Annotated in this window: 23 protein-coding genes; 15 read left to right on the top strand and 8 right to left on the bottom strand. The window is 47.4% G+C overall.

Annotated elements, in window-relative coordinates; translation table 11 throughout:
- Positions 1-130: 130 nt before the first annotated feature.
- Complete coding sequence (locus MKY66_RS28130; protein WP_017691781.1) at positions 131-1,084, top strand: nucleoside hydrolase; 954 nt, start codon at positions 131-133, stop codon at positions 1,082-1,084.
- 239 nt (positions 1,085-1,323) lie between these two features.
- Here the strand turns inward: MKY66_RS28130 and MKY66_RS28125 are convergent, their stop codons facing one another.
- From MKY66_RS28125 to MKY66_RS28115, 3 genes are all read right to left on the bottom strand, one after another.
- Positions 1,324-3,042 carry a methyl-accepting chemotaxis protein gene (locus MKY66_RS28125; RefSeq protein WP_076209685.1) on the bottom strand — a complete coding sequence of 573 codons (1,719 nt, stop codon included), beginning with the start codon at positions 3,040-3,042 and terminating at the stop codon, positions 1,324-1,326.
- Positions 3,043-3,316: 274 nt separating this feature from the next.
- On the bottom strand, positions 3,317-3,484 hold the full coding sequence (locus tag MKY66_RS28120) for a DUF3105 domain-containing protein (RefSeq protein ID WP_339806490.1): 168 nt from the start codon (positions 3,482-3,484) through the stop codon (positions 3,317-3,319).
- 98 nt (positions 3,485-3,582) lie between these two features.
- Positions 3,583-4,500, bottom strand: coding sequence for a hypothetical protein (locus MKY66_RS28115; protein ID WP_076209686.1), 918 nt, complete (start codon positions 4,498-4,500; stop codon positions 3,583-3,585).
- 374 nt (positions 4,501-4,874) lie between these two features.
- Between MKY66_RS28115 and MKY66_RS28110 the strand changes: the two genes are divergently transcribed.
- The 8 genes from MKY66_RS28110 to MKY66_RS28075 all read left to right on the top strand — a co-directional run bounded on the left by MKY66_RS28110 (position 4,875) and on the right by MKY66_RS28075 (position 13,582).
- Complete coding sequence (locus tag MKY66_RS28110) at positions 4,875-5,219, top strand: Na-translocating system protein MpsC family protein (RefSeq protein WP_017691786.1); 345 nt, start codon at positions 4,875-4,877, stop codon at positions 5,217-5,219.
- A 249-nt stretch (positions 5,220-5,468) separates the two neighbouring features.
- Entirely contained in the window at positions 5,469-6,539 is a 1,071-nt protein-coding gene (locus tag MKY66_RS28105) for an ABC transporter substrate-binding protein (protein ID WP_076209880.1), read from the top strand.
- Positions 6,540-6,844: 305 nt separating this feature from the next.
- Positions 6,845-7,783 (top strand): nucleoside hydrolase, encoded by a 939-nt coding sequence (locus tag MKY66_RS28100; RefSeq protein ID WP_076209688.1) that lies wholly within the window; start codon positions 6,845-6,847, stop codon positions 7,781-7,783.
- A gap of 220 nt (positions 7,784-8,003) precedes the next feature.
- A complete protein-coding gene (locus tag MKY66_RS28095; RefSeq protein ID WP_036612869.1) occupies positions 8,004-8,825 on the top strand; it encodes an ABC transporter permease in 822 nt (273 codons plus the stop codon).
- 4 nt (positions 8,826-8,829) lie between these two features.
- Positions 8,830-9,621, top strand: coding sequence for an ABC transporter permease (locus MKY66_RS28090; RefSeq protein ID WP_017691790.1), 792 nt, complete (start codon positions 8,830-8,832; stop codon positions 9,619-9,621).
- A gap of 18 nt (positions 9,622-9,639) precedes the next feature.
- Complete coding sequence (locus MKY66_RS28085) at positions 9,640-10,698, top strand: ABC transporter ATP-binding protein (RefSeq protein WP_076209689.1); 1,059 nt, start codon at positions 9,640-9,642, stop codon at positions 10,696-10,698.
- Positions 10,699-10,874: 176 nt separating this feature from the next.
- Positions 10,875-12,617, top strand: a complete 1,743-nt coding sequence (locus MKY66_RS28080; RefSeq protein ID WP_076209690.1) for an adenine deaminase C-terminal domain-containing protein — start codon at positions 10,875-10,877, stop codon at positions 12,615-12,617.
- 227 nt (positions 12,618-12,844) lie between these two features.
- Positions 12,845-13,582, top strand: coding sequence for an HAD family hydrolase (locus MKY66_RS28075; RefSeq protein ID WP_076209691.1), 738 nt, complete (start codon positions 12,845-12,847; stop codon positions 13,580-13,582).
- Positions 13,583-13,652: 70 nt separating this feature from the next.
- Here MKY66_RS28075 and MKY66_RS28070 read toward each other — a convergent pair whose 3' ends face one another.
- Entirely contained in the window at positions 13,653-14,003 is a 351-nt protein-coding gene (locus MKY66_RS28070; RefSeq protein ID WP_076209692.1) for a cupin, read from the bottom strand.
- A 360-nt stretch (positions 14,004-14,363) separates the two neighbouring features.
- On the opposite strand from MKY66_RS28070, the gene MKY66_RS28065 reads away from it, so the two are divergent.
- Complete coding sequence (locus tag MKY66_RS28065) at positions 14,364-14,843, top strand: Dps family protein (RefSeq protein ID WP_179088500.1); 480 nt, start codon at positions 14,364-14,366, stop codon at positions 14,841-14,843.
- A gap of 127 nt (positions 14,844-14,970) precedes the next feature.
- Entirely contained in the window at positions 14,971-16,182 is a 1,212-nt protein-coding gene (locus MKY66_RS28060; RefSeq protein WP_076209693.1) for a nitric oxide synthase oxygenase, read from the top strand.
- A gap of 49 nt (positions 16,183-16,231) precedes the next feature.
- Here the strand turns inward: MKY66_RS28060 and MKY66_RS28055 are convergent, their stop codons facing one another.
- Positions 16,232-17,590 (bottom strand): MFS transporter, encoded by a 1,359-nt coding sequence (locus MKY66_RS28055; protein WP_076209694.1) that lies wholly within the window; start codon positions 17,588-17,590, stop codon positions 16,232-16,234.
- 255 nt (positions 17,591-17,845) lie between these two features.
- Between MKY66_RS28055 and MKY66_RS28050 the strand changes: the two genes are divergently transcribed.
- From MKY66_RS28050 to MKY66_RS28035, 4 genes are read left to right on the top strand one after another with little or no spacing between them, the layout of a single operon-like run.
- On the top strand, positions 17,846-18,955 hold the full coding sequence (locus MKY66_RS28050) for an ABC transporter ATP-binding protein (RefSeq protein ID WP_036612848.1): 1,110 nt from the start codon (positions 17,846-17,848) through the stop codon (positions 18,953-18,955).
- Positions 18,945-19,778, top strand: coding sequence for an ABC transporter permease (locus MKY66_RS28045; protein WP_017691799.1), 834 nt, complete (start codon positions 18,945-18,947; stop codon positions 19,776-19,778). The genes MKY66_RS28050 and MKY66_RS28045 overlap by 11 nt, the downstream gene beginning before the upstream one ends.
- Entirely contained in the window at positions 19,753-20,562 is an 810-nt protein-coding gene (locus MKY66_RS28040) for an ABC transporter permease (protein WP_062836831.1), read from the top strand. The genes MKY66_RS28045 and MKY66_RS28040 overlap by 26 nt, the downstream gene beginning before the upstream one ends.
- A complete protein-coding gene (locus MKY66_RS28035) occupies positions 20,559-21,632 on the top strand; it encodes an ABC transporter substrate-binding protein (protein WP_076209695.1) in 1,074 nt (357 codons plus the stop codon). The genes MKY66_RS28040 and MKY66_RS28035 overlap by 4 nt, the downstream gene beginning before the upstream one ends.
- Positions 21,633-21,958: 326 nt before the next feature.
- On the opposite strand, the gene MKY66_RS28030 is transcribed toward MKY66_RS28035, so the two are convergent.
- The 3 genes from MKY66_RS28030 to MKY66_RS28020 all read right to left on the bottom strand — a co-directional run bounded on the left by MKY66_RS28030 (position 21,959) and on the right by MKY66_RS28020 (position 24,781).
- Entirely contained in the window at positions 21,959-22,459 is a 501-nt protein-coding gene (locus MKY66_RS28030) for a hypothetical protein (protein ID WP_036667859.1), read from the bottom strand.
- Positions 22,460-22,710: 251 nt separating this feature from the next.
- A complete protein-coding gene (locus MKY66_RS28025) occupies positions 22,711-23,691 on the bottom strand; it encodes an Abi family protein (protein WP_143760284.1) in 981 nt (326 codons plus the stop codon).
- 88 nt (positions 23,692-23,779) lie between these two features.
- Complete coding sequence (locus tag MKY66_RS28020) at positions 23,780-24,781, bottom strand: cation diffusion facilitator family transporter (protein WP_100528301.1); 1,002 nt, start codon at positions 24,779-24,781, stop codon at positions 23,780-23,782.
- Positions 24,782-24,971 lie beyond the last annotated feature (190 nt).

The raw sequence follows: 24,971 nt of genomic DNA, 5'->3' as shown, positions 1-24,971 counted from the left end.
ATCCTTGTTTTCTTTGCATGGGGAAGGTTTACGTAGCCAAGGGTTATGGGACATAATAGAGAGAGCGTCGGCCTTGGGCAGACGGATGATCAACATCAATGGGACAACCAGGGGAAGGATGAAAGCAAGCATGACGAACCAACTTAATGTGTATTTCAACCATGACGGCGGCGTGGATGACCTCGTATCGCTGTTCATGCTTCTGCAAATGGACAATGTACATGTAACCGGCGTATCGGTTATTCCGGCAGACGGATATCTGGAGCCAGCAACAGATGCCAGCCGTAAAATTATCGATCGTTTTGGTACATATTCCGTAGAGGTATCCAAATCCAACTCCAGAGGGAAAAATCCATTTCCTGCGGCGTGGAGACTGCATTCCTTCTATGTAGATGCACTTCCTGTACTGAACGAGTCCGGCAAAATGGAAGCACCACTCTCTGCCGTTCCTGCACACCAGCATCTGATTGAGAAAGTGCGCAATACCGAAGGCAAAACGTTGCTTCTGTTCACAGGCCCACTGACTGACCTTGCGCGTGCACTGGACGAAGCACCAGACATTGAAGAGAAAATCGACAAGCTGGTATGGATGGGTGGTACATTCGAGCGCGGTAACGTAGAAGAGCCTGAGCATGACGGCACAGCAGAGTGGAACGTATTCTGGGACCCGGAAGCGGCTTACCGTGTATGGCAGAGTGGTATCCAGATCGATCTGGTTGCACTGGAAAGCACGAACAAAGTACCTCTGACTCCAGCCGTTCGTAACCGCTGGGCAGCAGAGCGTCGCTTCGAAGGCGTCGATTTCCTGGGTAACTGTTACGCAGGTTGTCCGCCACTGGTGTACAGTGAGACAAATTCCACATACTATCTGTGGGATGTGCTGACAACGGCTTCCGTTGGACGCGAGGACATCGTGAAGAAAAAAACCGTGAACTGTATTGTCATCCCGGATGGTCCTAGCCAGGGCCGTACGGTGGAGCAAGCAGACGGACGTCCAGTACAACTGGTGTATGATACCGATCCGGAAGCGTTCTTTACGTACATGACGGATTTGGGTAAAAAAGCTGCTCCGCAGCGCTACTAATTCAGGCAGCCTCAGGGCCTGCCATCCTTAAAGGTACAACAAAAATAAAGCCGCAGGCAGTGGTCTGGATATGGGGTTGAACCCCATGATCCCGTCCCTGCCGTGCGGCTTTTTGTTTGTGCTGATTTATATAGATTGATAACAGCGATCGGAAGGTTGTTCTGTCATCGAAGTGGCAAGTGTGAATATTCTTTAGTTCAATCTATATAGCCGATCTATATAGCAATCTAAGCTGCACGCTATATTTTAAATCGACTAATCAATCCGTTCAACTCACTGGACAATACCCGCAGAGATTCGGCGGATGCACTCATCTCATCCATGGATTGCAGCTGGCTTCCGGTAGCATGAGACACCTTCTGGATACTTGAAGAGGATTCGCGTGAGATATGTTCCATGTCCTCCACAGAAGCGGACACTTCTTCTGCACTGGCAGACAGTTGCTCGGATGCTGCGGATACTTCGTGCAGACGTTCATTCATCGTCTCAATCCCGGTATGAATGGATGTGAATGAACGGCCTGCCTCCTGAACAACAGCGAGACCGGATTGGACTGCTGATGTGCTGGCAGACATATGTTCTGACAACAGGGCGGTCTGGCGTGTCATCTCGGCGATCAGTTCGGTTACATGCTGGGACGATTGCTCTGATTCCCCCGCAAGCTTGCGAACCTCTGAGGCAACCACCGCAAACCCGCTGCCATACTCTCCTGCACGAGCCGCTTCAATACTTGCATTAAGTGCGAGCAGATTGGTCTGTGAAGCGATGCCTTTCATCAGATGTGCCACCGACTCAATTTTACCTGAGTACTGCTCCAGCTGAGAGGTGGAGGCCACCATCTGCACATTCGCTTGATGAATTTTGTCCATACTGTCAATCGCCGTGTTGATGTTGGCCTGACCTTGCACCGCATTATTGGTCGTTTCCTGTGATACATCGGCGACCATAGAAGAAGAATTCGCAATGTGCTGCATGCTGCGCGTGATCTCTTCCATGGCTACCGTAACTTCGCCCGCACGAGCTACCTGTTCAGCAGCTCCACTGGCCGTATGATTCGTATGTTCGGCAATACGCTGACTGGCTTCTGCAGTCGCCTGTGAATGTTTCGATACACCTTCTGCAGCCTGTAGCAGAGAATCGGAGCTTTGACGGATGCCAGTCATGACATCACGAGTACCTGTAACCAGATGTTTGAACTCGGAAGCGAGCTGCCCCACCTCGTCCTTGCGACTAAGTTCAACGTTGACGGTCAGGTCGCCTTTTCCTACCTGGGTGATTAACTTCTTCAACTTCACCAATGGACGGGTCAAGTAGTGGGCGAATCCATACACCAACAAGACACTCAGCAGAACAATAGCCAAGGCTGTCCAGATCATGGTCATACGGTTGCGGGACATCAGTTCATAGACCGCAGTGGAGTCCAGATCCGCACCGACCAGCCCCAGTACTTTTCCGTCAGCCCCATGGATCGGCACATAGGCTGTAATGGTAGCGCCATATTCATCCTGTGTGAGTTCGCCCCGAATAGGCTCATTCTGTTCAAAAGCTTGCAGCATTCCTTCATAGTGGGTCTCTTCTGCGGAACCGTAAGGGGAGAAGTCATCCTCTGCCACATCGGCAGCAGCCCCATCCACAACGTAGAAATATGTATTTGTTCCATTTTCTTCGCGTGTACCAAGGGTGTACAGATACTTAAGTCCATTGGCCTCGCGCAGCTGACTAAGCTGCTCACGCAATATGCCGTAATACGCTGTCTTGTCCTGTCCGGTACTGAGTGGTGCATACAGAGAGGTGTCAATTAATGCAGCTGCCCGTTCAGCCACAGCCTGTGCCTGCATCCCCATGGATTGTTCGACCAGTTGGGCCGATGAACGGTACATGGTAATGCCAAGGACCGCACCCGCGGCCAGCATCAGACAGGAAAAAAATAAAAAGATCCTCATAAACAAACTATTCATTGGTAAAAGTGTTCCCCCTTGATCTGTTGAATCAATCTTCTTTTTGTCTCTTTACTTGGTGCTTGTCGTTCTTCTTTTGGTTCGTATGTATTGTATATCAAATATACCATTTTCTACTTGAAATATCGGCATCCGGTCCATAAAGAATTAGCTCCCGAGTCAATTTGATCCGGGAGCTAGTTTCGTTTCAATCCTATATTGACCATGCTCATCAGTGGAAGAAACCTCATTGTTACTCTTTGGAAGGTCTTCATATGACTGAGTAATTACGTCATTACATCGTTCCGCCACCCTGGCGAACAGAGGCAGGAATCTTTTCAGGTCCCTGATTGATATATTTATTGATAAAAGTACCCACCTTGGCATCGTCGAATTGGTCGAGCTTCATCGTTTTGGTCCATGCGGTCACCACGACTTCACTGCGCCAGATTTCACTTTGCAAAAAGTGAATTAAAAAAAATCTGGAGATAACAGCGATCGGAAGGTTGTTCTGTCATCGAAGTAACAAGTGTAAATAATCTTTAGTTCAACTTATATAATTCACAGACGACCAAACGGCGAAAGCATTAGGCGGATCAGTCCAATGATAATCTCACCCAACAATCGATACACAATAAAGAACACGACCACATTGGCGATCAGTACGCTGTACATGCTGTCGATGGTTGCTTTGGTACGATTCAGTGGATATTGGAACAGCACCGAGTTCAGCGCAACAAAGATAATGATATACGAGACAGCAAGCAATGAGATCGCGATGGAATACGAGATGATAATAAACAGATTTGCCAGAACAAGGGATACGACAGCAGGAACAAGCAATGTACCAAACTGGGCAACCAGTGTTTTGGGACGGAAGGTTATTTTTTCAATCTTCAGAATAACGTACATCAGTGCAATAGAGGCAATCAGGATAATGACGGTGAACAACAGCGGTCTTAAAAATCCACCAATGAACAAGCCGTCCATGCCTATGCGACTAAAGGTAATTAAGAAGTATGTAGAAGAAAGAACTGCAATTAGCGCCATTGTTAGCCATCCGTTTAGTGAATGCTGGTCGCCAACGGTTTTCATCGTCTGATAAGGACGGGCCAATACACTGAGGAAATAGGACAGATACTGTTTACTTACTTCTTTGGCTTGCTGAACTTTCTCATTCTGCACAATATTATTCCACTGATTGGAGTTATTGCCTCCTACAGAAGAATGGTCATTGGTACCTGTTGATTCTCTCGCCTGTTCCTTGTGAATGGAGACGGACGGTGTGTTGGATGGAGCAGATGTCTGGGAAGAGGTAGCCTGCGTGCTGGACCAACGGGTATATTCGGGTTCGGAAGCAGCAGCAGATTCCGGGTTCGGTACAGGAGTTGGTGATGAGGTTGTTTGCGTTAGATTAGAGCCGCACCTCTCGCAAAAATGGGCATCTCCATTTTCATGATTACATACTGGACATTTCATGGGTTAAGCCTCCAATTTCTAGAAAATAAAAACATGTCAACATTGTGTCTCATTTTAACGGTTAATGACGAAGTTTGTCTATGTTTCGCAGGAATTAGTGCCCATTTAGGGAAAGCTGAAACAAAGCTACGAATCCTGTGTATTAAAGCGGAGTGTAGAAGCAACAATAGTATAGGAATGACATGCAGGCATATTAATGTAAATTCACTGTGGTATAAGCCGAATTGTTTTCTGCTGTTAATGTCTCATCGTTCGCTTTTATGTGTTATTATCATGTTAACTATATCTTTTGGGTTGCCTATAATCGTATATTTATGTATAATCAATCGTGTTAACACGTCGAATGTACGGTAGTAAGAGATGTGGGTGAGTTCATGGAACTACTGGACAGCAATGAGAGCAAGAAGAAGATGTGCCAGTATTATAACGAAATTTCGAAGGAACTGTTCGGATTTGGCACCACTCTCCTGAGAGTGACCATTGACCAGAATATTGTGACCTTCTACGCGAAGCACCGACGTTCACCGCGCTCTGATGCCCTGGAAGGGGAGGCCCCCGGCTTAAAGCTGGAAGTGGACTTCCGCATGTCTGTCTTATATAAGAAGAAATTCCGGGAGAAGCTCGAGCAACACATGGGTTTGCCAATTGAAGCTATATTGCGGGATTATGATGCGTCCACTCAGTGGGCAATCACAAATGTGATTCTGGAACAGGCCTAAGGATGGATCGGCAGGATTAATTCTTGTTGATGTATACAGCGGTTATGGCCGGATTCATGATTAGGTTCCGTACAATTTCATATGATGGCGTCTGTCTTTGGATTGATTCTGAAGCAGAAACCGATGATGTACCGGCAGCGGGTGTCGCTTTCCTTTGTTTACGAAGAAAAGTGTTCTTGTTTATACAAGAGCACTTTTCTTTTTGTTTTTTCATACACATCACACATATCAGGGGGAATCAGGATCATGATGAAAAAGTGGATTAGCGGTTTGGCAGCAGTGGCAATGACATCGGTATTACTTGCAGGTTGTGGCAGCAGTACGGAGGATGCAACAAGCGGATCAGGCAGTGGTGGAACAGCAGCTAACAAATTGGTGATCTCCACTTGGGGCTTCTCGGAAGATTTCTTCAATGAATCGGTATTTGGCCCCTTTGAAAAAGAACATAATGTAGACATCGTGCTCGAAGTCGGCAATAACGCTGAACGTCTGAACAAAATTCGTCAAGGTACATCAAATGTCGATGTTATCTACCTGTCTGATTATTATGCACAACAAGGTATCGATGAAGGTCTGTTTGAGAAAATCGACCGCTCCAAAATTCCAAATGTAAATGACATTTATGATATTGCCAAAGCACCACTTGGTGAAGATTATGGCCCGGCCTACACGGTTGGACAGCTCGGTATCGCTTATAACCCGGATCTCGTATCCAAAGAAGTGACTTCATGGAGTGACCTGTGGGACCCGGCGTTCGAAGGTAACCTGACCATTCCGAATATTACGGCAACAGCAGGCCCAATGGTTGTAGATGCAGCTTCCCGTGTAGCCGGAAATGATACGTTTAATGAAGATGCGGCATTTGCTGAACTGAAAAAACTGAGCAGCAATGTGGTGAAATTCTACAGCCAAACTTCCGAGTTCGTGAACATGTTCTCCCAAGAAGAAATTGCGGGCGGACCGATCATGGAAATGTATTTCAAAGATCTTAAAGCAGCCGTGCCTAATGCAAAGTTTGTTACACCTACCGAAGGTGCATATGCCGTGATGAACACAATCAATGTCGTGAAGGGCAGCAAAAACAAAGAGCTGGCTGAAGAGTTCATCAACTGGCAGCTCAGCCAGGATGTACAAGCGAAATCTGCCAAAGCTAAAGTCGATTCCCCGGTTAACACAAAGGTTGAACTGACTGCTGAAGAAGCAGAAGGCGTAACATACGGCGCTGAAGTTGTTGAGAAGCTGAACAAGCTGGATATGGAATTCGTGAATCAACAGGTTAAAGGATGGACAGATCGCTGGAACCGTGAGATTGCACAATAAAAACAAGTAACCGACTAAATAGTTATCTTTGATCTATATAGTTTAACTAAACTTTTTACACGAGAACGGAGAGGGCAGAAATAACGTGAAGAAGCGAAGCGTTCGCCTAAAAGCTTTCTGAAAGAAAGCTGCTTCGGAAGCACGCGCTATCCCCGGATTTTCCCCTTGAAGAAGGGATTCAAAAAAATCTGGGGATAACAGCGATCGGAAGGTTATTCTGTCATCGGAGTGGTAAGTGTAAATATTCTTTAGTTCAACTTATCATTTGCAGCAAGCAACCAATACCGTATAGGAGTTGAGAACGGATGAGTGAAGCGCAAAATCGCATCATTCTGGACGTGGACACGGGGATTGACGATGCACTGGCGATTTTGCTGGCCGTCAAAAGCCGGAAGCTGGACATCCTCGGCATCACCACAGTCTGTGGGAACGTATCACTCCAGCAGGCAACAGAGAATACGTGCAAAATTCTTGAACTCGCGGATGCACCTGAAATTCCGGTAATTGCTGGAGCGGCAGGACCCCTTACTCGCAAGTCGCATTATGAACACCGGGTACATGGACAGGATGGATTGGGCGGTGCGCTGCCTGATCCGGCCGTGTCTAAGAAAGCCGAGGAAGGTTTTGCGCCAGACTTTATCGTGGAGCAAGCCAAGCAGTATCCGGGCGAACTGACCCTGATCATGACCGCACCCTTAACGAACTTGGCCCTCGCGCTGATGAAGTGTCCTGAACTGCCTTCTTTGTTGAAGGAAGTCATCTTCATGGGTGGTGTTGTTCGCGGACATGGCAATATTACACCGACCGCCGAGTACAACACATACGCAGATCCAGAAGCAGCTCGCATCGTACTGCACGCAGGCATCGAGAAGCTTACTCAAGTCGGACTGGATGTGACGCGTCAAACATTGCTGAATGAAGCAACGATTGAGCGCCTCACAGATCCTGTAATACGTGCATACGTCGCTCAAAGCACAGAGATTTATATCAACCGATATGAACAAATGAACGGCGTCCGCGCTTGCGCGTTGCATGATCCACTAGCCGTGGGCGTAGCCCTTGCCCCTGAACTGGTAGGACGCAAATCGTATTACGTCGATGTCGAAACCGCCAGCCGCCTGTGCGATGGCCAGATGGTATGTGACTTCCAAAACCGTTTGGGTGAGCAACCCAACACCCTCGTCTGCGAAACTGTAGATGCAGAAAGCTTCCTTGAACTGTTTATCAACGCATTAAACGCGTAGCTATGATAGTTAAATTCATGTTTTACACAATAACGTAGTGACAGAAGAAAGCTGGAGAAGCGAAGCGTTCGCCTTTATCCCCGGATTTCACCTTTTAAATAAGGATCAAAAAATCTGGGGATAACAGCGATCGAAAGATTCTTCTGGCACGGAGTGAGATAGTGTAAAGTTGTGCTTTTAACGTGTGAATAAAACCATTTTAAAAGTCAGGAGTATCGCGATGAAGAAATCAGTAATCTACTGGCTATTGCTGCCGGGATTCGTGTTTTTGGCGGCATTTATGATCATTCCGATTGTCCTGACGATCGGGTCGACGTTTTTCCAAGAAAACTCCTTCACGTTTGAAGGATACATGCATTTTTTCAGAGACCCATACTTTTTGAAAATATTGCTTACGACGTTGCAAGTCAGCGTGGTCACCACCATCGTCTGTGTGGTGCTCGGATTCCCGACAGCTTATTATATTTCGCAGAAAGCGCCGCGTCGCAAAGGCATTTTGCTGGCACTGGCGATCTTCCCACTGCTGACGAGCCCGGTCGTGCGCTCGTTTAGCTGGATGATTATCCTTGGACGCAAAGGGCTGATCAATAACACCCTTGTTGGTCTGGGTATCGTGGACAAGCCGCTGGACATTCTGTACACGCCGGCAGCCATGATGATCGGTCTGACACACCTGTTCCTGCCACTGATGATTATCTCTCTGGTGGGCGTGCTGGAGAACATTGACGGTGACCTGCTCAAAGCAGCACAAAGTCTGGGTGCATCGCGCATTACGGCATTCCGCCGGGTCGTGTTCCCACTGGCTGTGCCAGGACTTGTGATCGGAGCCGTGCTTGTCTTTGTTGGAAGCCTGACGGCGTATACCACACCTGCCCTCCTTGGAGGTAAACAGCGCGTGATTGCTACGTTCCTGTATCAGAACGCCATGACTCTCAACGACTGGTATCTGGCCTCGGTTGTTGCCGCGATTATGATTGTGATTACATTTGTCGTGGTCGGTGTCATGAACAAAATGGCCAAAACTTTAAATCCGAAGGGGTAGACATATGCGGGAGAAACATATCGGGCTGGGCCTGTTCAGTCTGCTGGTCTTTATCTTTCTGCTGGGCCCGCTTCTGATCATATCGGTCACTTCGTTTGAACCGGGAACGGTACTCAAATTTCCGCCGGAAGGGTTCTCCTTCCGCTGGTATGAGAATATTTTCAACACAGGCGGATTCCTCCGCACATTCCAGACGTCCATCATCATTTCCCTGCTGGGGAACCTGTTGGCGCTGGTGCTCGGAGTTCCGGCTGCGTATGCACTCAGTCGTTACGATTTCAAAGGCAAGTCTGTGCTGAACGCACTGTTCCTGTCCCCGGTACTGATCCCGGGAATCGTGCTCGGTTTTACATTGATGAAATACCTGATCGTAATCTACCATCTGCCGATGTATCTCGGACTGTTGATCGGTCATACGATTATCATGCTTCCATTTATCATTCGGGTTATCGCATCGAGTCTGTCGAGCTTTGACTTTGCAGTGGAAGAAGCTGCGCTGAGTCTCGGCGCGGGACGGGTAAGAACGTTCTTCACAATCGTACTTCCTAACATCCGCTCAGGAATTATCGCTGCCGTGCTGATTGCCTTCTTGGAATCCTTCAACAACGTGGACATCTCGGTGTTCATGACCGGACCAGGGGTAAGCACATTACCGATTCAGATGCTGACGTATGTTGAGAATTATTTTGACCCAACGATTGCAGCGATTTCCGTGCTTTTGATGGTACTGACCGGACTCTTAATGTTCGTGATCGAACGGATCATGGGCGGATTTTCATACTTTACTAAACGTTAATTGGAGGCGCAGAACGCTATGGCATTGCTGACATTAGACCACGTATCCGTGGCATACGATAAGCAGACAATCCTGAAGGATTTTCAGTTGGAGCTGGAAAAAGGTAAACTGCTCTCCCTGCTCGGACCGAGCGGTTGCGGCAAAACAACTACGCTGCGCCTCATCGCCGGATTTCTGGAAGCATCGCAGGGCAAGTTTATGTTCGGCGGCAAGGATTATACGAAGGTTCCGGCGAACAAGCGGAACTTCGGATTTGTATTTCAGAGTTATGCGTTATTCCCGCATCTATCTGTCTATGACAACGTGGCCTTTGGCCTGCGGATGCGCAAGGTGAAAGACAAGGATATCTCTTCCCGTGTGATGCGAATCCTGGAAGTCGTTAACCTGAATGGATTTGAGAAACGTTTTCCACAAGAACTGTCCGGTGGACAGCGTCAGCGTGTAGCCATTGCTCGTGCATTGGTCATTGAACCTGACCTGCTCTTGTTCGACGAACCGCTCAGTAACCTGGATGCCAACCTGCGCCTCAACATGCGGGTGGAGATTCGCCGGATTCAGCAAGAGCTGGGCATTACAACGCTGTATGTCTCTCATGACCAGGAAGAGTGCTTCTCGATCTCGGATCAGGTAGCGATTATGAACAAAGGCGTGGTTGAGCAGCTCGACCGCCCGGAAACCATTTTCAAATATCCGGCGACTGAATTTGTAGCACGATTCATCGGGTTCCATAATTTTATTGAATTTGCGGATCGCAGCGATGCAGGTGAATTAATCACCCTGAGCGCAGGTGGACGCACATTTACAGCAACTGCGCATCCTGGAACAGCACGTCCCGGTGCACGCAAAGGTGCGATTCGCCCGGATGATCTGATCGTAAGTGGAGATATCTCTGCAGATGTGGTGAATGCTTTGCCGGGGATTATCAAAGTTAGCACCTATCTGGGACGTAGTTATCAGTATGTGATCGAGACGGAACTCGGTGACTTTACAGCAAATCAGGAGATGGAAACACCATACCTTAGCGGGCAACGTGTTAGCCTGATCTTCCCACAGGACAAGCTTGTGCTGGTGGAGTAGTCGTGAATGTAAGGAACAGTATTAAGAAATAAGAGCAGCAAAGAAGGCATTTCATTCAGTGATTCCGGACGAGGCAGTGGTACGCAATCAAGTGTAGTGCATCTGATTAAGAAGTGCAGGTTCATTGTTCAGTCCGAATCTCGGTGAAATGCTTGTGAAAAAGGAGATTATGCCCCATGCGTGCAGATCAACTGATTGTGAATGTACATGTGTATAACAGTTATTATAAACGGTTTGAAATGAACAACGTCGCTGTGTTGGGCGGCAGATTCCTGTATGTTGGACCCGGTGGACCTGAGATGATTCAGGCAGACGAAGTCATTGATGCGCGGGGAAGATACATGATTCCTGGCTTGATTGATATCCATCTGCATATCGAAAGTACCATGGTGACACCGGATACCTTCTCCCATGGTCTGATTGGCTGTGGGGTAACATCCATTGTCGCAGAACCGCATGAGATGGCAAATGTGTTCGGACTGGAAGGTGTGCAGGAGATGATGGCTGTGAGTCGGGAAACCACCGTGGATATGTTCTATGCGATCCCGAGTTCCGTTCCGGCAACCCCGATGGAGACAACAGGTGGTTCGATCGAGATTGAAGATATGGACGTACTGCTCGCCACTGGCGAGATCATCTGTCTGGGCGAGATCATGAACTATGTCGATGTCATCCGTGATCCGGAGTGTAAGACAAACCAGATTTTACAGCATATTCGCAAAAACTATCCGGATCTTGTAATCGAAGGACATACACCGAAACTGCTTGGACTTGATCTGCATCGACTGATCTACGCAGGTATCGATTCCGATCATACTCATCAGAGCATTGAGGGATTACAGGCGCGGATTGCGGCAGGTATGTTTATTGAAATTCAGGAGAAATCAATGACCCCGGAAGTCATGGAGTACCTGATTCAACATGATGTGGCGCAGCATTTCTGCTTTGTTACGGATGATGTGATGCCGGATTCACTGGTGGAGCATGGTCATCTGAATCATATCGTACGTAAAGCAATTCAGATGGGGATGCGTCCGGAAGATGCGATCTACGCCGCAACATCTACCCCTGCTACCCGGATGAAAATGACCGATCGTGGCAGCGTGGCCCCAGGCAAAGTGGCCGATTATGTGTTGTTATCCAACCTGGAGGATCTTTCTATTGATCAGGTGTACAAAAACGGCCGCAAAGCTTATGACGATTACGAACCGTATAAGCAGGAACGCATAACCGGGCAGTTTCCACCTCACTTCTATAAGAGTGTACAGTTGGAGAAGCTGGGCGTAACAGATTTTGCAATTCAGTTGTCAGACCCAAAAGTCAGCGGATCAGGTGTTGATCTCGCTGGTGAAGGTGAGCACCAATGCCGTGTCATGATGGTGAAGGATGGTTCTACTTTTGTGGAAGAACATATTGCACCGATCCAGTCTGCGGATGGCGAATTGTTATGGGAAGAAAGCGGATATGCGCAAATCGCGACCTTTGAACGTTATGGCGTGAACGGCAATCGTGCACATGGTCTGATCGGTGGAGACACCATCAAGCGTGGAGCTATTGCAACGACATACTCACATGATAATCACAACCTGCTGGTTGTAGGACGTAATCGTGAAGATATGATATTGGCAGCTAACACAGTGATTTCGAGCCAGGGTGGGTTCTGTGTGGTGGAAGACGGCAAGGTGTTGTCCCATCTGGAACTTCCCGTAGGTGGCATTTTGACGGAGGAACCACTTGCAGTGGTATCCCATCAAGTGAAGGAACTGAGAGCAGCGATGTTGTCTCTTGGGTACGTGCATTACAATCCGATCATGTCGATTAGCACGCACTCCCTTGCGGTAAGTCCCGCGCTGAAGATTACGGACCATGGCCTGATTGATGTGAATGCAGGTAAAGTTGTATCGTTGATTGTAGAATAGATTTTATTAAAAAAGAGCGTCACCCCATTTCATGACCATGAGTTGTGAAATGGGGTGTTTTTATATATAAGACTGACTATTTAATGATTCTTTGCCAGACAGAGGTCTCTGGCTATGGTTTATCCTAGAGAGGGCTGCAAAAAATCCTCTTTTGGACGGGACAAATGAATACATATATAGTAAGAAGAGAATCTTTGGACGCAAAAGCAGGAGGATAGACAACCATTATGGATAAAATGAATGATGCTAAAAACATATTTTTCGACGTGGATGATACCTTATATGATCACTTGCAGCCGCTTCGTGGCGCGTTGCAGGACGTTCTCGGCCTGCCGGATAATTTCCCTTATGATGAGGCCTATCATCGTTTTCGTTATTATAGTGACTGGCTGTCTGCTCAAGAAGATCTGTCCGCTGTGCCAGAACCGGATGCGGTGGAGCGAATGCGCCGTCGGAGGTTTGAGCTGACGATGGAGGAGTTTGGAGTATCCCTCCAATCGGGACAAGCTGAAGAACTGCAAGCACAGTATCTGAGCAGACAGTTCGAGATAGTACCTTTTGAAGGAGCATATGAACTGATAAGAAGGCTTCAGGCAGAGGGTCATACTGTCGGTCTAATCACAAACGGAGAAGGAGCACATCAGCGGCGCAAGCTTGAAGCACTGGATGTGCTCAGTCTCGTGGACGAGCATCTGGTCTTCATCTCCGGAACGACTGGTTATGCGAAGCCGGATCGCAGGTTGTTCGAATATGTGAGTAAGCAGACAGGGACTGATGCCCGTTCCAGCTATTACATCGGAGACTCGTGGCGTAATGATGTGGTAGGTGCAGTGGATGCAGGCTGGACAGTCATCTGGTTCAACCATCGGGAGGCGCTGCCGGAGTCCGATCATCAACCTCATTTTGTAGTATCGAGCTATGAAGAAATCAGTTCTATTCTGACTTTCGAACCCGTCCGAGTTTAAGGAGATTTATGTATAGAGGAGCAGTCCTGCTACCAGTGTGGTGCAGGTCTGCTTTTTTATATTATACCTTCTATAAAGGCATCAATGATGAGCTGTCTAACTCTTCGCTTTCAATTACAATTGCCATGAGTCCAGCTTCTGTTTTGGTTTCGTGCCATTCATGTTTATCCCAGAGAACCGCTTCGCCACAACGAACTTTGATGTATTCATTTGCTTCACCTCTTACCCAGCCCTCTCCGCTTACTATTAAAAGGAGTTGAGGAACCACAGCTTGGTGATAACCTACTACTCCACCCTCAGCCAAGTGCATACATCCGATATGAGCTGCTTTGTTAGTCTGCGTAATACGTGACATTACGAAATTAGAATCAAATTTGGTTATCTTTTTCCCTGACTCTTGTTTAAATTGAAATATCCTCATGTTTACCTCCGCAAAAGTGACTAAGTTAACTTTCTATAATGGTAACTATCCTTATGATGAGTATCATCCTATTTCACTAATTTATGGTTAATCTGATCAGATGAGTCTATCATAGGTCCAATCGTTTAGGAACAATTTGCTTACATTCATCATTTTGTTAGTTGTGTGTGCCAACGTTTCTATGAAGCTGTACTTCATGGAATCTTCATTTACAAGTCAGTGCAAAAGCCTTCCCAAACAGGATATGCGGTGTTATAATTAAAACAAGATTTAGATTAAGTCTAAATTAAAAGAAGTGAACCAAAGCAATTCATTATAAAATTAAAATTCTATTTTTATATTCGAGAGGGGATAAATTCCATGAGCACAATCCAAACTAGAAACAACACTTTTGCTAACAACGCCACAGCACTTCAAGAAGTTCTGAACCGTCAGATCGCAGGCTGGTCCGTACTTTACACGAAACTTCATAACTTCCACTGGTATGTCCAAGGACCACATTTCTTCACACTGCATGCCAAATTCGAAGAGTTGTACAACTTGGCTACGGCAAATATGGACGAAGTTGCAGAACGTTTGCTTGCTATTGGTGGACGTCCGGTGGCTACCATGACTGAACAGCTACGTCTTTCTCCAATTGAAGAGGCACAAGGACAGTTGTCTGCTGAGCGTATGGTAGAGTCGGTGGTTGCTGATTTGCACACGATGGTGGAAGTCATTCGTCAAGGCATTCACGAAGCAGGAGAAGCGGAAGATAACGCAACAGAAGATATGCTGATTGGATTCACCGCTGCGCTGGATAAAGAGGTCTGGATGTTAACCGCATTTCTGGGCAAATAAGCAAAGTCACCCTGCATCCTGACAACGATATGTAGAGTCCGTGAACAAAGTGTCCGTTCGCTTACAAATCCGGTGTGCTTGCCGTATAATGATGGCATTCAAGATGTACAGAATGGTGGAATGAACAATGCGGTCAGACCTGGAACAATTGCAGGAAGAAGCTGAACGGTTTATATATACATGTTATGAAGAGCTGGGCCATTCGCGTGAAGACGCAAAGGCCCGGCTTGTTGCCGTTATGGGCGAGATCGAAGTAACGGGGACCTATGTGCATACCACAGAGGAATTGGAGCAGGGTTGTAAAATGGCATGGCGTAACAGCAACCGCTGCATCGGGCGACTGTTTTGGGATAAATTGCGGATCGTGGACGCCCGTCACGCTGATACGGTAGGAACGGCAGCGGATGCTGTGATGAATCATATCCATATGGCATCCAACGGTGGCAAAGTAATCCCGATGATTACCATCCTTCCACCGGATGGGCCGAATGGAACTCCGGTACGTCTCTGGAATCATCAGCTCATTCGATATGCAGGATATGAGACGGAGCAAGGCATTATTGGAGATCCTGCTTCGGTGGAACTGACCAAGGCGGCGATGTCACTTGGCTGGCAGGGGGCAGGTAGCTCCTATGATGTGTTACCGCTCATAATTCAGGCGCAAGGACAAGCTCCAGAGTGGTATGTTATACCCGAAGAAGAGATTGTGGAAGTGATGATTGAACACCCGGAGCGAGCGGAGATTGCTGAGCTTGGCATGCGCTGGTACGGTGTGCCGATGATCACCGATATGCGACTGGAGATTGGCGGTATATCTTATCCAGCAGCTCCGTTCAATGGTTGGTATATGGGTACTGAGATTGGCGCCCGTAATCTGGCAGACATGTTCCGATATAACAAGCTGCCTGCGGTGGCGGCAGCATTTGGATTGAATACGTCGAGTGAAACGACATTGTGGAAGGACCGTGCGTTGGTAGAGCTGAATGTGGCTGTGCTGCATTCGTTCAAAAAAGCAGGCGTGAGCATTGTGGATCACCACACGGCAGCCGCGCAATTTGCTATGTTTGAACAGCGGGAGGAAAAGGCTGGACGTGAGCTAACCGGAGATTGGGTGTGGCTAATTCCGCCAGTGTCCCCGGCGACAACGCATATTTTCCACAGCTCCTATCGTAATGAGATCGTGAAGCCGAACTTTTTCCGTCAAGATCAGGCGTATACCCTGAAAGATGGCGTGGCATCTGCCGCAGAGCCGCGAAGCAGCGAGCAGCAGAATGCACAGATAGAGAATCACCAGCCACAGGCCGGAGATGCACCAATGAAATGCCCGTTTGCACATTAAATTGTGCAGGCGGGTTATTTTTTGTGATCCTTTTTTATCAAACGAAGGACTACCCCTCTTTCAATCGATACCGACTGCGCATCACGGCCTGAACTACAATGGCAGCAGCGATCAGCACCAGGTTGAACACAAACACGGCGTAAAGCGATCCAACTTCCGTAAGCAACGCAGCAACCAGTGGAGATACGATGGAGCCGATCTCGGCAGCAGAGACAATTTTGCCTATGACAGAACTTCGACTCTCGTCCGGGATATGATCACCAATATGAGCAAAGAACGAATCCATGTAACATGCACCGCCAACCCCGCCAATGAACATGCCAACGTAGACCCATAGATGGGAGGATGTGCTTAGAAATACAACAACTTCGATTCCAATGAGAAACATGCCGAGCATGCAAAGCAACAGACGATCGCCTAACCGGTCAGAGAGATGACCAACAAAGGGAGCAGCGGCAAGAGTAGAGATCCCGGAGACGGTGAAGGCGAGACTGGTGGTAAACGGGTCCCAATGCATGATGTGAGCTGCATACAGTGCAAAATAGGTGAGGAATACCGCATACGCGCTCATCTCCAAAAAATGTACCGAACCGTAGCCGATCAGCTGTTGCCGCCGGGTAAGCCTTGTATGCACCTCCTGAGTATACTTTGCATCAGAAGGTGATGAAGATAAAGGAGGCGCAGTCGATACAGTAGTATGAGGGTGGGAGTTAATTGTGCTGGGTTCTACAACAACTTCATCCGTGGAGAGCACTGAGTATCCTGAGTTGTCCAGAGGTTTTTGCTTAACGACAGCCGAAGGCTCTTCTATCAGAGGATCACTTAACGTATCCCCAGATCCATGATTAGCTCTAGCTTGTGCCGTTGTCTTCATCCCCATCGCAGCGACCACGGCCATCAGACAACATACGGTAACGAGTAAAAAAGGCACCGACAATGGCCAGTGCAGCGCGAGCCAGCCACTTATGACCGGACCGAGTACCATGCCGCCGCCCTCACTGCTGCTGATATACCCATTATACAGGCCGCGGTTGTCTACATTTCCTCCATCCCCGATGATGGAACGTACGACCACGGTAAGGCCCGTGGAAGCGAGCCCCTGTAGAAGTCGGAGCAGGCCGAATAACACCGCAGCAGTAGACAGCGCAAAGCCGCCCATACAGACAGCGAGCAGGATCAGCATGAGGATGAGAGCTTTTTTACCACCTAGTTTCTTATAAATTGCTGCTGCAGGAACGCCACCAATTACTTTCCCCACATAAAAAAGCGCAAAAATAACCCCCATCATCCAGCCGGACAGGCCGAATTCCTCAATAAACAAAGGAAATAGGGGCAGGATCATGAATCCGCCCATCTGACTTAAGAAACAAATGGTCATCAGCAAAGGCAGGTTACGACGAATTTCCAAGAGCCAAGACTCCTCTCACACATAAAATGGAATCCCTAATATGCTTTATTTTCCAAATGTATGCGTAGATATCGACATATACCCGTAATGTATGCAGGATTTATGAAAATAAGAAGAAATGACACGTGGCGTTTACATCAAAACCATTGCGGATATACCTGAATCATATATAATAGATGGGTTATCTATAAGGATGCATGAACGAAGGCGTACAGACTTAAGATGTACCTCAAGTATAAGGGGGCGATGTGAAGCATGTCAGAACAACAACCGATTATCCGCTTCGAAGCGGTGACTCAGCAATACGATCAGGATGAAGCCGTATTGAAGGCAGTCAGCTTTGAGATTGAGCGGGGTAAATTTTATACGCTTCTTGGCCCGTCAGGGTGCGGGAAAACAACGATATTGCGGCTGATTGCCGGCTTTGCGGAGCCGACACAGGGCAGTATTTATTTTAACGGTGCGCTTATCAACCGGGTGCCTGCCCACCAGAGGCAAGTGAATACCGTATTTCAGGATTATGCGTTATTTCCACATTTGAATGTATTTGAGAACGTGGCTTTTGGTTTGCGGATCAAAAAGATGAAAACGGCTGAAATTCGCAGCAAAGTGTTGGAAGCCCTCAAATTCGTCAATCTGTCCGGTTATGAGAACCGTGAAATTGGTGAAATGTCCGGTGGACAACGACAACGTGTTGCGATTGCACGCGCGATTGTGAACGAACCAGAGATTTTGCTGCTGGATGAGCCGCTCTCGGCACTCGATCTGAAGCTGCGGACCGAAATGCAGTATGAGCTGCGGGAGCTGCAACAGCGACTGGGCATTACGTTTATCTTTGTTACGCATGATCAGGAGGAAGCCTTGGCGATGTCCGACGAGATTTTTGTCCTCAATGGTGGCGTGATTCAACAAAGCGGTACACCGAATGATATCTATGATGAGCCGATTAACCGTTTTGTAGCAGACTTTATCGGAGAATCCAACATTGTATCGGGCAAAATGAAGCAGGACTTTGTGGTGGAATTCGCTGGCGCACAGCACGAGTGTGTCGATCAGGGTCTCCAGCGGGACGAGCCGGTAGAGATTGTCATTCGTCCAGAGGATCTGGAGATTACAACCGAAGACCAAGGCAAGCTCAAGGTTAATGTGGACTCCCAGTTATTCCGTGGGGTGCATTACGAGATATCTACGTACGACGATGCGGGCAATGAGTGGCTTGTTCATTCAACGAAGAAAGCCGTTGTCGGCGCACGGATAGGTCTCTATTTTGACCCGGAAGCTGTACACGTCATGCGCTTTAACGAGACCGAAGAAGAGTTCGACAAACGACTCGAAGCCTATCAAGAGGCCGCTCATGCAGACTAAGGCCAGCACACGCAATGCGTATCTGATTCCATATGTATTATGGATGGTGTTGTTTGTTGTGGCGCCGGTTCTGCTGGTCATCTATTACTCGTTCTTCGACGTCGAAGGCAACTTCACGTTTGGCAACTACGCCCGGTTCTTCACACCTGTGTACTTGCAGATGACGCTCAGTTCGTTCTGGTATGCATTTCTGATTACGGCCTTCTCGCTGTTAATCTCCTACCCGACGGCGTATATGCTGACCCGGACGAAGCACAAGCAGCTATGGTTGCTGCTGATCATTCTGCCAAGCTGGATCAATCTTTTGTTAAAAGCGTATGCCTTCATCGGCCTGTTCGGAACGTACGGTCTGACCAACTCCCTGCTTGAAGTCGTGGGGATTGGTACACAGCAGATTTTGTTCACCGACTTCAGCTTTATCTTTGTCTCGGTGTATATTTTCATTCCATTCATGATTTTGCCGATCTTCAATGCGCTGGAAGAAATGAATCCATCGTTGATCTACGCGGCGCGGGATCTGGGAGCCTCATCGTGGCTGACCTTCCGCCGGGTTATCTTTCCACTGACGATTAGTGGAGTGAAATCAGGCTGTCAGGCTGTATTTATTCCTGCGCTGTCTCTGTTCATGATTACCCGCCTCATTGCGGGGAACCGTGTAATTACGCTGGGGACAGCGATTGAACAGCATTTTCTCGTCACCCAGGACTGGGGGATGGGTTCTACGATTGCCGTCTTTTTGATTATTGCGATGGCGATTATTATGTTCCTGACTGGATCAGGCAAGAAGGAGGTGCGTAATGGGAAGAAACGGAAAGCTGTCTAACGTCTATCTAGCCGTTGTATTCGCCATACTGTACGCACCGATTGCGTATCTGATCTTCTACTCCTTCAATAGTGGCGGCCACATGCGCAGCTTCGAAGGATTCACGCTTGAATGGTACAGAGAGGTGTTCGCCGATACACGGCTGCTCATCATTGTGCTGAATACATTTATCATTGCACTACTGTCATCGGCCATCTCGACAATCCTTGGTGTAGCAGGAGCACTGGCGATCTACCATGTACGTCGCAAACGGACCAAAAATACGCTGCTGTCACTCAATAACGTGCTCATCGTTAGTCCCGATGTCATCATTGGTGCATCGTTCCTGATCTTGTTCACCATGATTGGCATCAAACTGGGCTTCACTTCGGTCTTGCTGTCTCATATTGCGTTCAGTGTACCCATTGTCGTGATCATGGTGCTGCCAAAGCTGCAAGAGATGAGCCCAACATTGATGGATGCGGCACGCGATCTGGGCGCTGGTTCCTGGCAGATTCTGACGCGTGTGGTGTTGCCATACGTGAAACCAGGTATTTTTGCCGGATTCTTCATGGCTTTGACGTACTCACTCGATGATTTTGCAGTAACATTCTTTGTCACAGGTAATGGATACTCCACACTCTCGGTAGAGATATACTCCAGAGCAAGGCAGGGCGTTTCGTTGTCCATCAATGCTTTGTCTACCCTGCTATTCCTGCTCACGGTGCTGCTGGTGGTCGGATATTACTTCATTAACCGCCGTGCAACACGGATACCTCCCGGAGGAAAGGGGCTGCGACCATGAAGCAACTGGTACGGACATTTGCACTTGTTTTTGTGGCCGCGTTTGCCCTGATGATCCTGGCTTCGTATCTGAACAAGAGTCAGGGGTATTCTGGCGGCAACACGCTGACTATCTATAACTGGGGCGATTATATCGACCCCGATCTGCTCAAGGAATTTGAGGATGAGACAGGCATTAAGGTTATCTATCAGACGTTTGATTCCAATGAAGCGATGCTGACCAAGATTGAGCAGGGGGGAACCACGTTTGATGTGGCGATCCCTTCCGAATATGCGATTAGCAAAATGAAAGAAGAAGACCTGCTCGTTCCAATTGATCACAGCAAACTGACTAACCTGAATAACATCGATCCGCGGTTCTTGGACTTGTCCTTTGATGAAGGTAACAAGTATTCCATCCCGTATTTCTGGGGAACGGTGGGGGTTGTGTACAATCCCGAACTGGTGGATGGGTTGACGTTTGATAGCTGGAACGACCTGTGGGACCCACGTCTGAAAAATCAAATCCTTCTCCTTGACGGGGCACGCGAAGTCATTGGGATGGGATTAAACAGTCTTGGGTATTCCCTGAACGATACCAACGAAGACCATTTGCAAGAAGCGCTGAAGAAGCTGTCTACACTGACGCCTAACGTCAGAGCAATTGTCGGAGACGAGATCAAGATGCTGCTTGCGAACGAGGAAGCGGCAGTTGGACTTGTATGGTCCGGGGATGCATCCGAGATTATGGATGAGAACGACAAGCTGGATTACATGGTGCCAGAAGAAGGCTCGAACCTCTGGTTCGATAACATGGTTATCCCGAAGACGGCGAGTAATATTGAAGGGGCACACCAGTTTATCAACTTCATGCTGGACCCTGATCATGCCGCTCGCAATGCGGAGTATGTCGGGTATTCCACACCGAACGCCGAGGCACTTAAGCTGCTGCCAGGGGATATCTCCGAGGATGAACGCTTCTATCCGGACGAGACCCTGACAGGTAAGCTGGAGGTCTACGATAATCTGGGTAAAAAAATGCTCTCGCATTATAACGACCTGTTCCTGGAGTTTAAAATGCACAGTAAATAACCGCCAATAACGTGTGCACAGTTCGTTAGATTCTGAAAAAAAACAAAAAGGGGTGCTGCTCGTCATATCAATTGATGACGAGCAGCACCCCTTTTTTTACCTACTTTAGAGCAATAGCGCTTGAAGTGCCATAAAAGATGATCATTAAAGATCACACGTTAACGGAGGGGACAGAAAAAACTGAAGAAGCGAAGCGCTCGCCTTTATCCCCGGATTTTCCCATTCCAGATGGGATTCAAAAAAATCCGGGGATAACAGCGATCAGAAGTTGTTCTGTCACCGCAGTGACTCAGTTAATCGCACCCCATTCATCTTATAAATTGCCACTACATGCGCTTTTTGCGACCCACCATGATCCATGCCCCACCCATAATCAGCACAATCGCCACGAACGGTTGGATAAAGCTCAAGCTGCTCAGCATCGTGCCAATCGACATCACAGCGAAGAACAGCAACGATATAACTGTTAGAATGTTGATGGGGATCAGTAACCATTTGTTCCGACCACCGAACCAATACAATTCGAACAAACCAACAGCAACAGCCAGAATGAAGCCCGGCCACATCGTACTCCAGTTGTTGAACAACATGGCGATCTGACAGACGATACCGACGGTGAGCAGCAGTCCACCAGGAACCAGCAGTCCAACCCCTCTGCCAATCATGGAGAAGTACAGCCAGTGGAAGAACAGCCCGAGCGGAATCACGAACAACGTGGGCCAGAATGTAGCGAAGATTGTACCTGGACCGAGTGAACCTCCCTGGTTCAGAATCAGGTACACGCCCAGCAAAATGAGAACAGGCGCAAGGATCGTACGTTTAGCCATAATATCTCTCCTTCTTAATACAAGATCAATTTTCCGAACGGTTGTATGTAGAGCAATACTTTCGTTACTCACAGCATACCATGAACTGGAAAAGTCTATCCTCCGTCTTTGGAGTTAAAGTGAACCTAGACCTAAGTCTAGGTACGAAAGATACTCAGTCGTTTTTTCATGCAAACAATCTGTGCCAAACGGTGGTGAACAAGTTACACAGAAAAATGTGATTTAGGCTTGCATGTTGCAAGAGAGAATTATCATTGCTTTCGTAGCAGATGCTCCCAGTTTGTAGGGAATCCCAAAAGGGATATATCAACTATAGTGTAAGCTTCGATTAATGAGGATAGCTCAGTCACCCAACTATCCCAGATTGTTCTATCCTTTATCAGGTACTTCGCATTGTAGATAGCTCCAAAAAGAAAGGCTTTGTCTAAGCCTAATAATTCATCATTTCGTGTGTATCTTATGGTAACAGGGATTCTATAATTAAAAAGTCTGCTGTAGTGAGCACATCTATTCCTAAAAACAGTTAAGACGTGGAACCAGTTCTCAAGTTCCCTATAACTTATGTTTGGAGAAGGGTAGTATTCTCGATCAATAGACTTCTTGTCAGACGTTTTTAGATTTTTATAGAGTGAGGACATCATAGAAATTGTACTGACTTCAAAAGCCGCCCAGATAGGATATCTATCTTGGTAATTCTCTCTATGATGAGCAATAAGCACTTCTTTGTGCTGTTTTTGAATGCATTTTTGCAAATCCTCCATAAAACGTTGGTGAAATTGAATTTTAGAAAAATTAGCGGCATTCGTATATCCAAGAGCACCGTACTTGTGGGCGAGCTTGTATGAAATTTGTGATCTTAAGGCAATCTCGATGTACTCGACAATCTTCATAAAGTGATTTCTAAGGGCTGCATCAAACAAATAATGCTTATACACTTTGTTGAAAGTCGTTCCTTCAATGTAGTTGTCCGAGGTATCCTGTTTAAAAGTTAAGGCATATGCAGTAAACCTGTAATAGTGAATGCGTTTCAGGATTGAAATTGCTTCTACATCATTTTCAATTGTCATTTTTCGGTTTTTAAACTTTTCGAGTTGTTCTTCATATGTAGTAGGCGCTTTCATTTCACGTAGTTTGAACATCATCTGGCAAGGAAAATACCCCCATAACGCAAAAATGTCTCGCCCTGTTCCACATGCATAAGCAGAGGTGCGGGCGAGATCTGTTACTAACAATATACGATTCGTTGACTGTTTAGTCAACAGTTAAACTTAAATTGAGCAACTACTGAATGGTAAAGCTGAGTCATCAAAACGAAGCTCGTTATTTCACTACATCTGAATGTTTCTTGCCCCAGCTGTTCACACCGTCATCCTCAATAATGGAGATGGCAGCGTCGGCGATGTCGGGGTTTGTCATCAGTTTCTCCTGAATACGGAACTTGATGTCATCCGCATCGGCAAGACTGAGTCCTTTGGTCAGTTCAATCAGACCTTCGACATGATAATAACGGCCTTCCTGAATGATACGCATCATCTGAATGTCAGCAACGTGTGTGTCTGCGAGAATAGTCTGGGACACTTTGTCCTCAATATCTTGGGGAGCCGCTACACCGATCAATCCGATCATATTATCGTAACCGACACGGAAGGCTACAGCGATCATCAGACATCCAATAATCGTTGTCACAATGCCATCGAGCAATGCAAAATTGGTCAATGCAATGACTACAACGGAGATCAAGGCGAGTGTCGCACCGAGTACTGCTACAACATCTTCGTAGAATACGAGACGGGTTGGTGGCGCAGCACGGCCTACGTTTTTGATGGCAGCAGGGACCAAGGCAAATCCGGCGGCTTTGGGTGCGCGTGCTTCTTTTAGAATTTCCTTCATGGCTTTGATCAGAATGGCCCCGTCAATGACAATGTTCAGAACAAGCACTCCGATGTTGATCCAGAGACCGCCGGTATGACCAACAGGATGCTGCAAAAGATGGATACCTTCATGGATCGTTTCATACGCCATAATGGTAACAACAATAACGGCGATCATGCAGAAAATGTTAATGACCCGTCCGAATCCGGTCGGGAAGCGGCGTGTAGGTTTTTTCTCGGACAACACACTTCCGACAAAGACAAACCCTTGGTTAATGGCATCAGCGAGTGAATGCATCGCCGAAGCGAACATGGCGCCACTGCCACTGAATAGGAAGGCTCCCCCTTTGCACACAGCAAGTACGGCATTACCTGCCATCGCTACGGCGGAGGATGTGTTTCCTTTTTTGATGAGAGACATAAAGCTCTCAGACTTCGGTTGTTCAGCCACTTCGTATGTTCCTCCCAGATCAATGTATTAGGTGTAGAAAAGGCAGTCTTATCTATACAGCATGTGCATTTCCACTAAATGTTATTATAACCGCTTTGACATATCCCAGCATTATGCAAAAAAGGTCATATCACCATGTGCAACTCAGTACTCGATAGCCTCCAAGGCACGTAAATTGCGGTTGGATTGT

The organism is Paenibacillus sp. FSL R5-0766, from assembly GCF_037971845.1.
Classification (GTDB): domain Bacteria; phylum Bacillota; class Bacilli; order Paenibacillales; family Paenibacillaceae; genus Paenibacillus.
The sequence above is the reverse complement of the archived record's forward strand: the minus strand, read 5'-3'. Positions and strand labels throughout refer to the sequence as shown.

Excerpts from the sequence above, each read along its gene's own strand:
- MKY66_RS28130 (WP_017691781.1), top strand. The coding sequence starts at position 131 with ATGACGAACCAACTTAATGTGTATTTCAACCATGACGGCGGCGTGGAT.
- MKY66_RS28125 (WP_076209685.1), bottom strand. The coding sequence starts at position 3,042 with ATGAATAGTTTGTTTATGAGGATCTTTTTATTTTTTTCCTGTCTGATG.
- MKY66_RS28115 (WP_076209686.1), bottom strand. The coding sequence starts at position 4,500 with ATGAAATGTCCAGTATGTAATCATGAAAATGGAGATGCCCATTTTTGC.
- MKY66_RS28110 (WP_017691786.1), top strand. The coding sequence starts at position 4,875 with ATGGAACTACTGGACAGCAATGAGAGCAAGAAGAAGATGTGCCAGTAT.
- MKY66_RS28105 (WP_076209880.1), top strand. The coding sequence starts at position 5,469 with ATGAAAAAGTGGATTAGCGGTTTGGCAGCAGTGGCAATGACATCGGTA.
- MKY66_RS28100 (WP_076209688.1), top strand. The coding sequence starts at position 6,845 with ATGAGTGAAGCGCAAAATCGCATCATTCTGGACGTGGACACGGGGATT.
- MKY66_RS28095 (WP_036612869.1), top strand. The coding sequence starts at position 8,004 with ATGAAGAAATCAGTAATCTACTGGCTATTGCTGCCGGGATTCGTGTTT.
- MKY66_RS28090 (WP_017691790.1), top strand. The coding sequence starts at position 8,830 with ATGCGGGAGAAACATATCGGGCTGGGCCTGTTCAGTCTGCTGGTCTTT.
- MKY66_RS28085 (WP_076209689.1), top strand. The coding sequence starts at position 9,640 with ATGGCATTGCTGACATTAGACCACGTATCCGTGGCATACGATAAGCAG.
- MKY66_RS28080 (WP_076209690.1), top strand. The coding sequence starts at position 10,875 with ATGCGTGCAGATCAACTGATTGTGAATGTACATGTGTATAACAGTTAT.
- MKY66_RS28075 (WP_076209691.1), top strand. The coding sequence starts at position 12,845 with ATGGATAAAATGAATGATGCTAAAAACATATTTTTCGACGTGGATGAT.
- MKY66_RS28070 (WP_076209692.1), bottom strand. The coding sequence starts at position 14,003 with ATGAGGATATTTCAATTTAAACAAGAGTCAGGGAAAAAGATAACCAAA.
- MKY66_RS28065 (WP_179088500.1), top strand. The coding sequence starts at position 14,364 with ATGAGCACAATCCAAACTAGAAACAACACTTTTGCTAACAACGCCACA.
- MKY66_RS28060 (WP_076209693.1), top strand. The coding sequence starts at position 14,971 with ATGCGGTCAGACCTGGAACAATTGCAGGAAGAAGCTGAACGGTTTATA.
- MKY66_RS28050 (WP_036612848.1), top strand. The coding sequence starts at position 17,846 with ATGTCAGAACAACAACCGATTATCCGCTTCGAAGCGGTGACTCAGCAA.
- MKY66_RS28045 (WP_017691799.1), top strand. The coding sequence starts at position 18,945 with ATGCAGACTAAGGCCAGCACACGCAATGCGTATCTGATTCCATATGTA.
- MKY66_RS28040 (WP_062836831.1), top strand. The coding sequence starts at position 19,753 with ATGGGAAGAAACGGAAAGCTGTCTAACGTCTATCTAGCCGTTGTATTC.
- MKY66_RS28035 (WP_076209695.1), top strand. The coding sequence starts at position 20,559 with ATGAAGCAACTGGTACGGACATTTGCACTTGTTTTTGTGGCCGCGTTT.
- MKY66_RS28030 (WP_036667859.1), bottom strand. The coding sequence starts at position 22,459 with ATGGCTAAACGTACGATCCTTGCGCCTGTTCTCATTTTGCTGGGCGTG.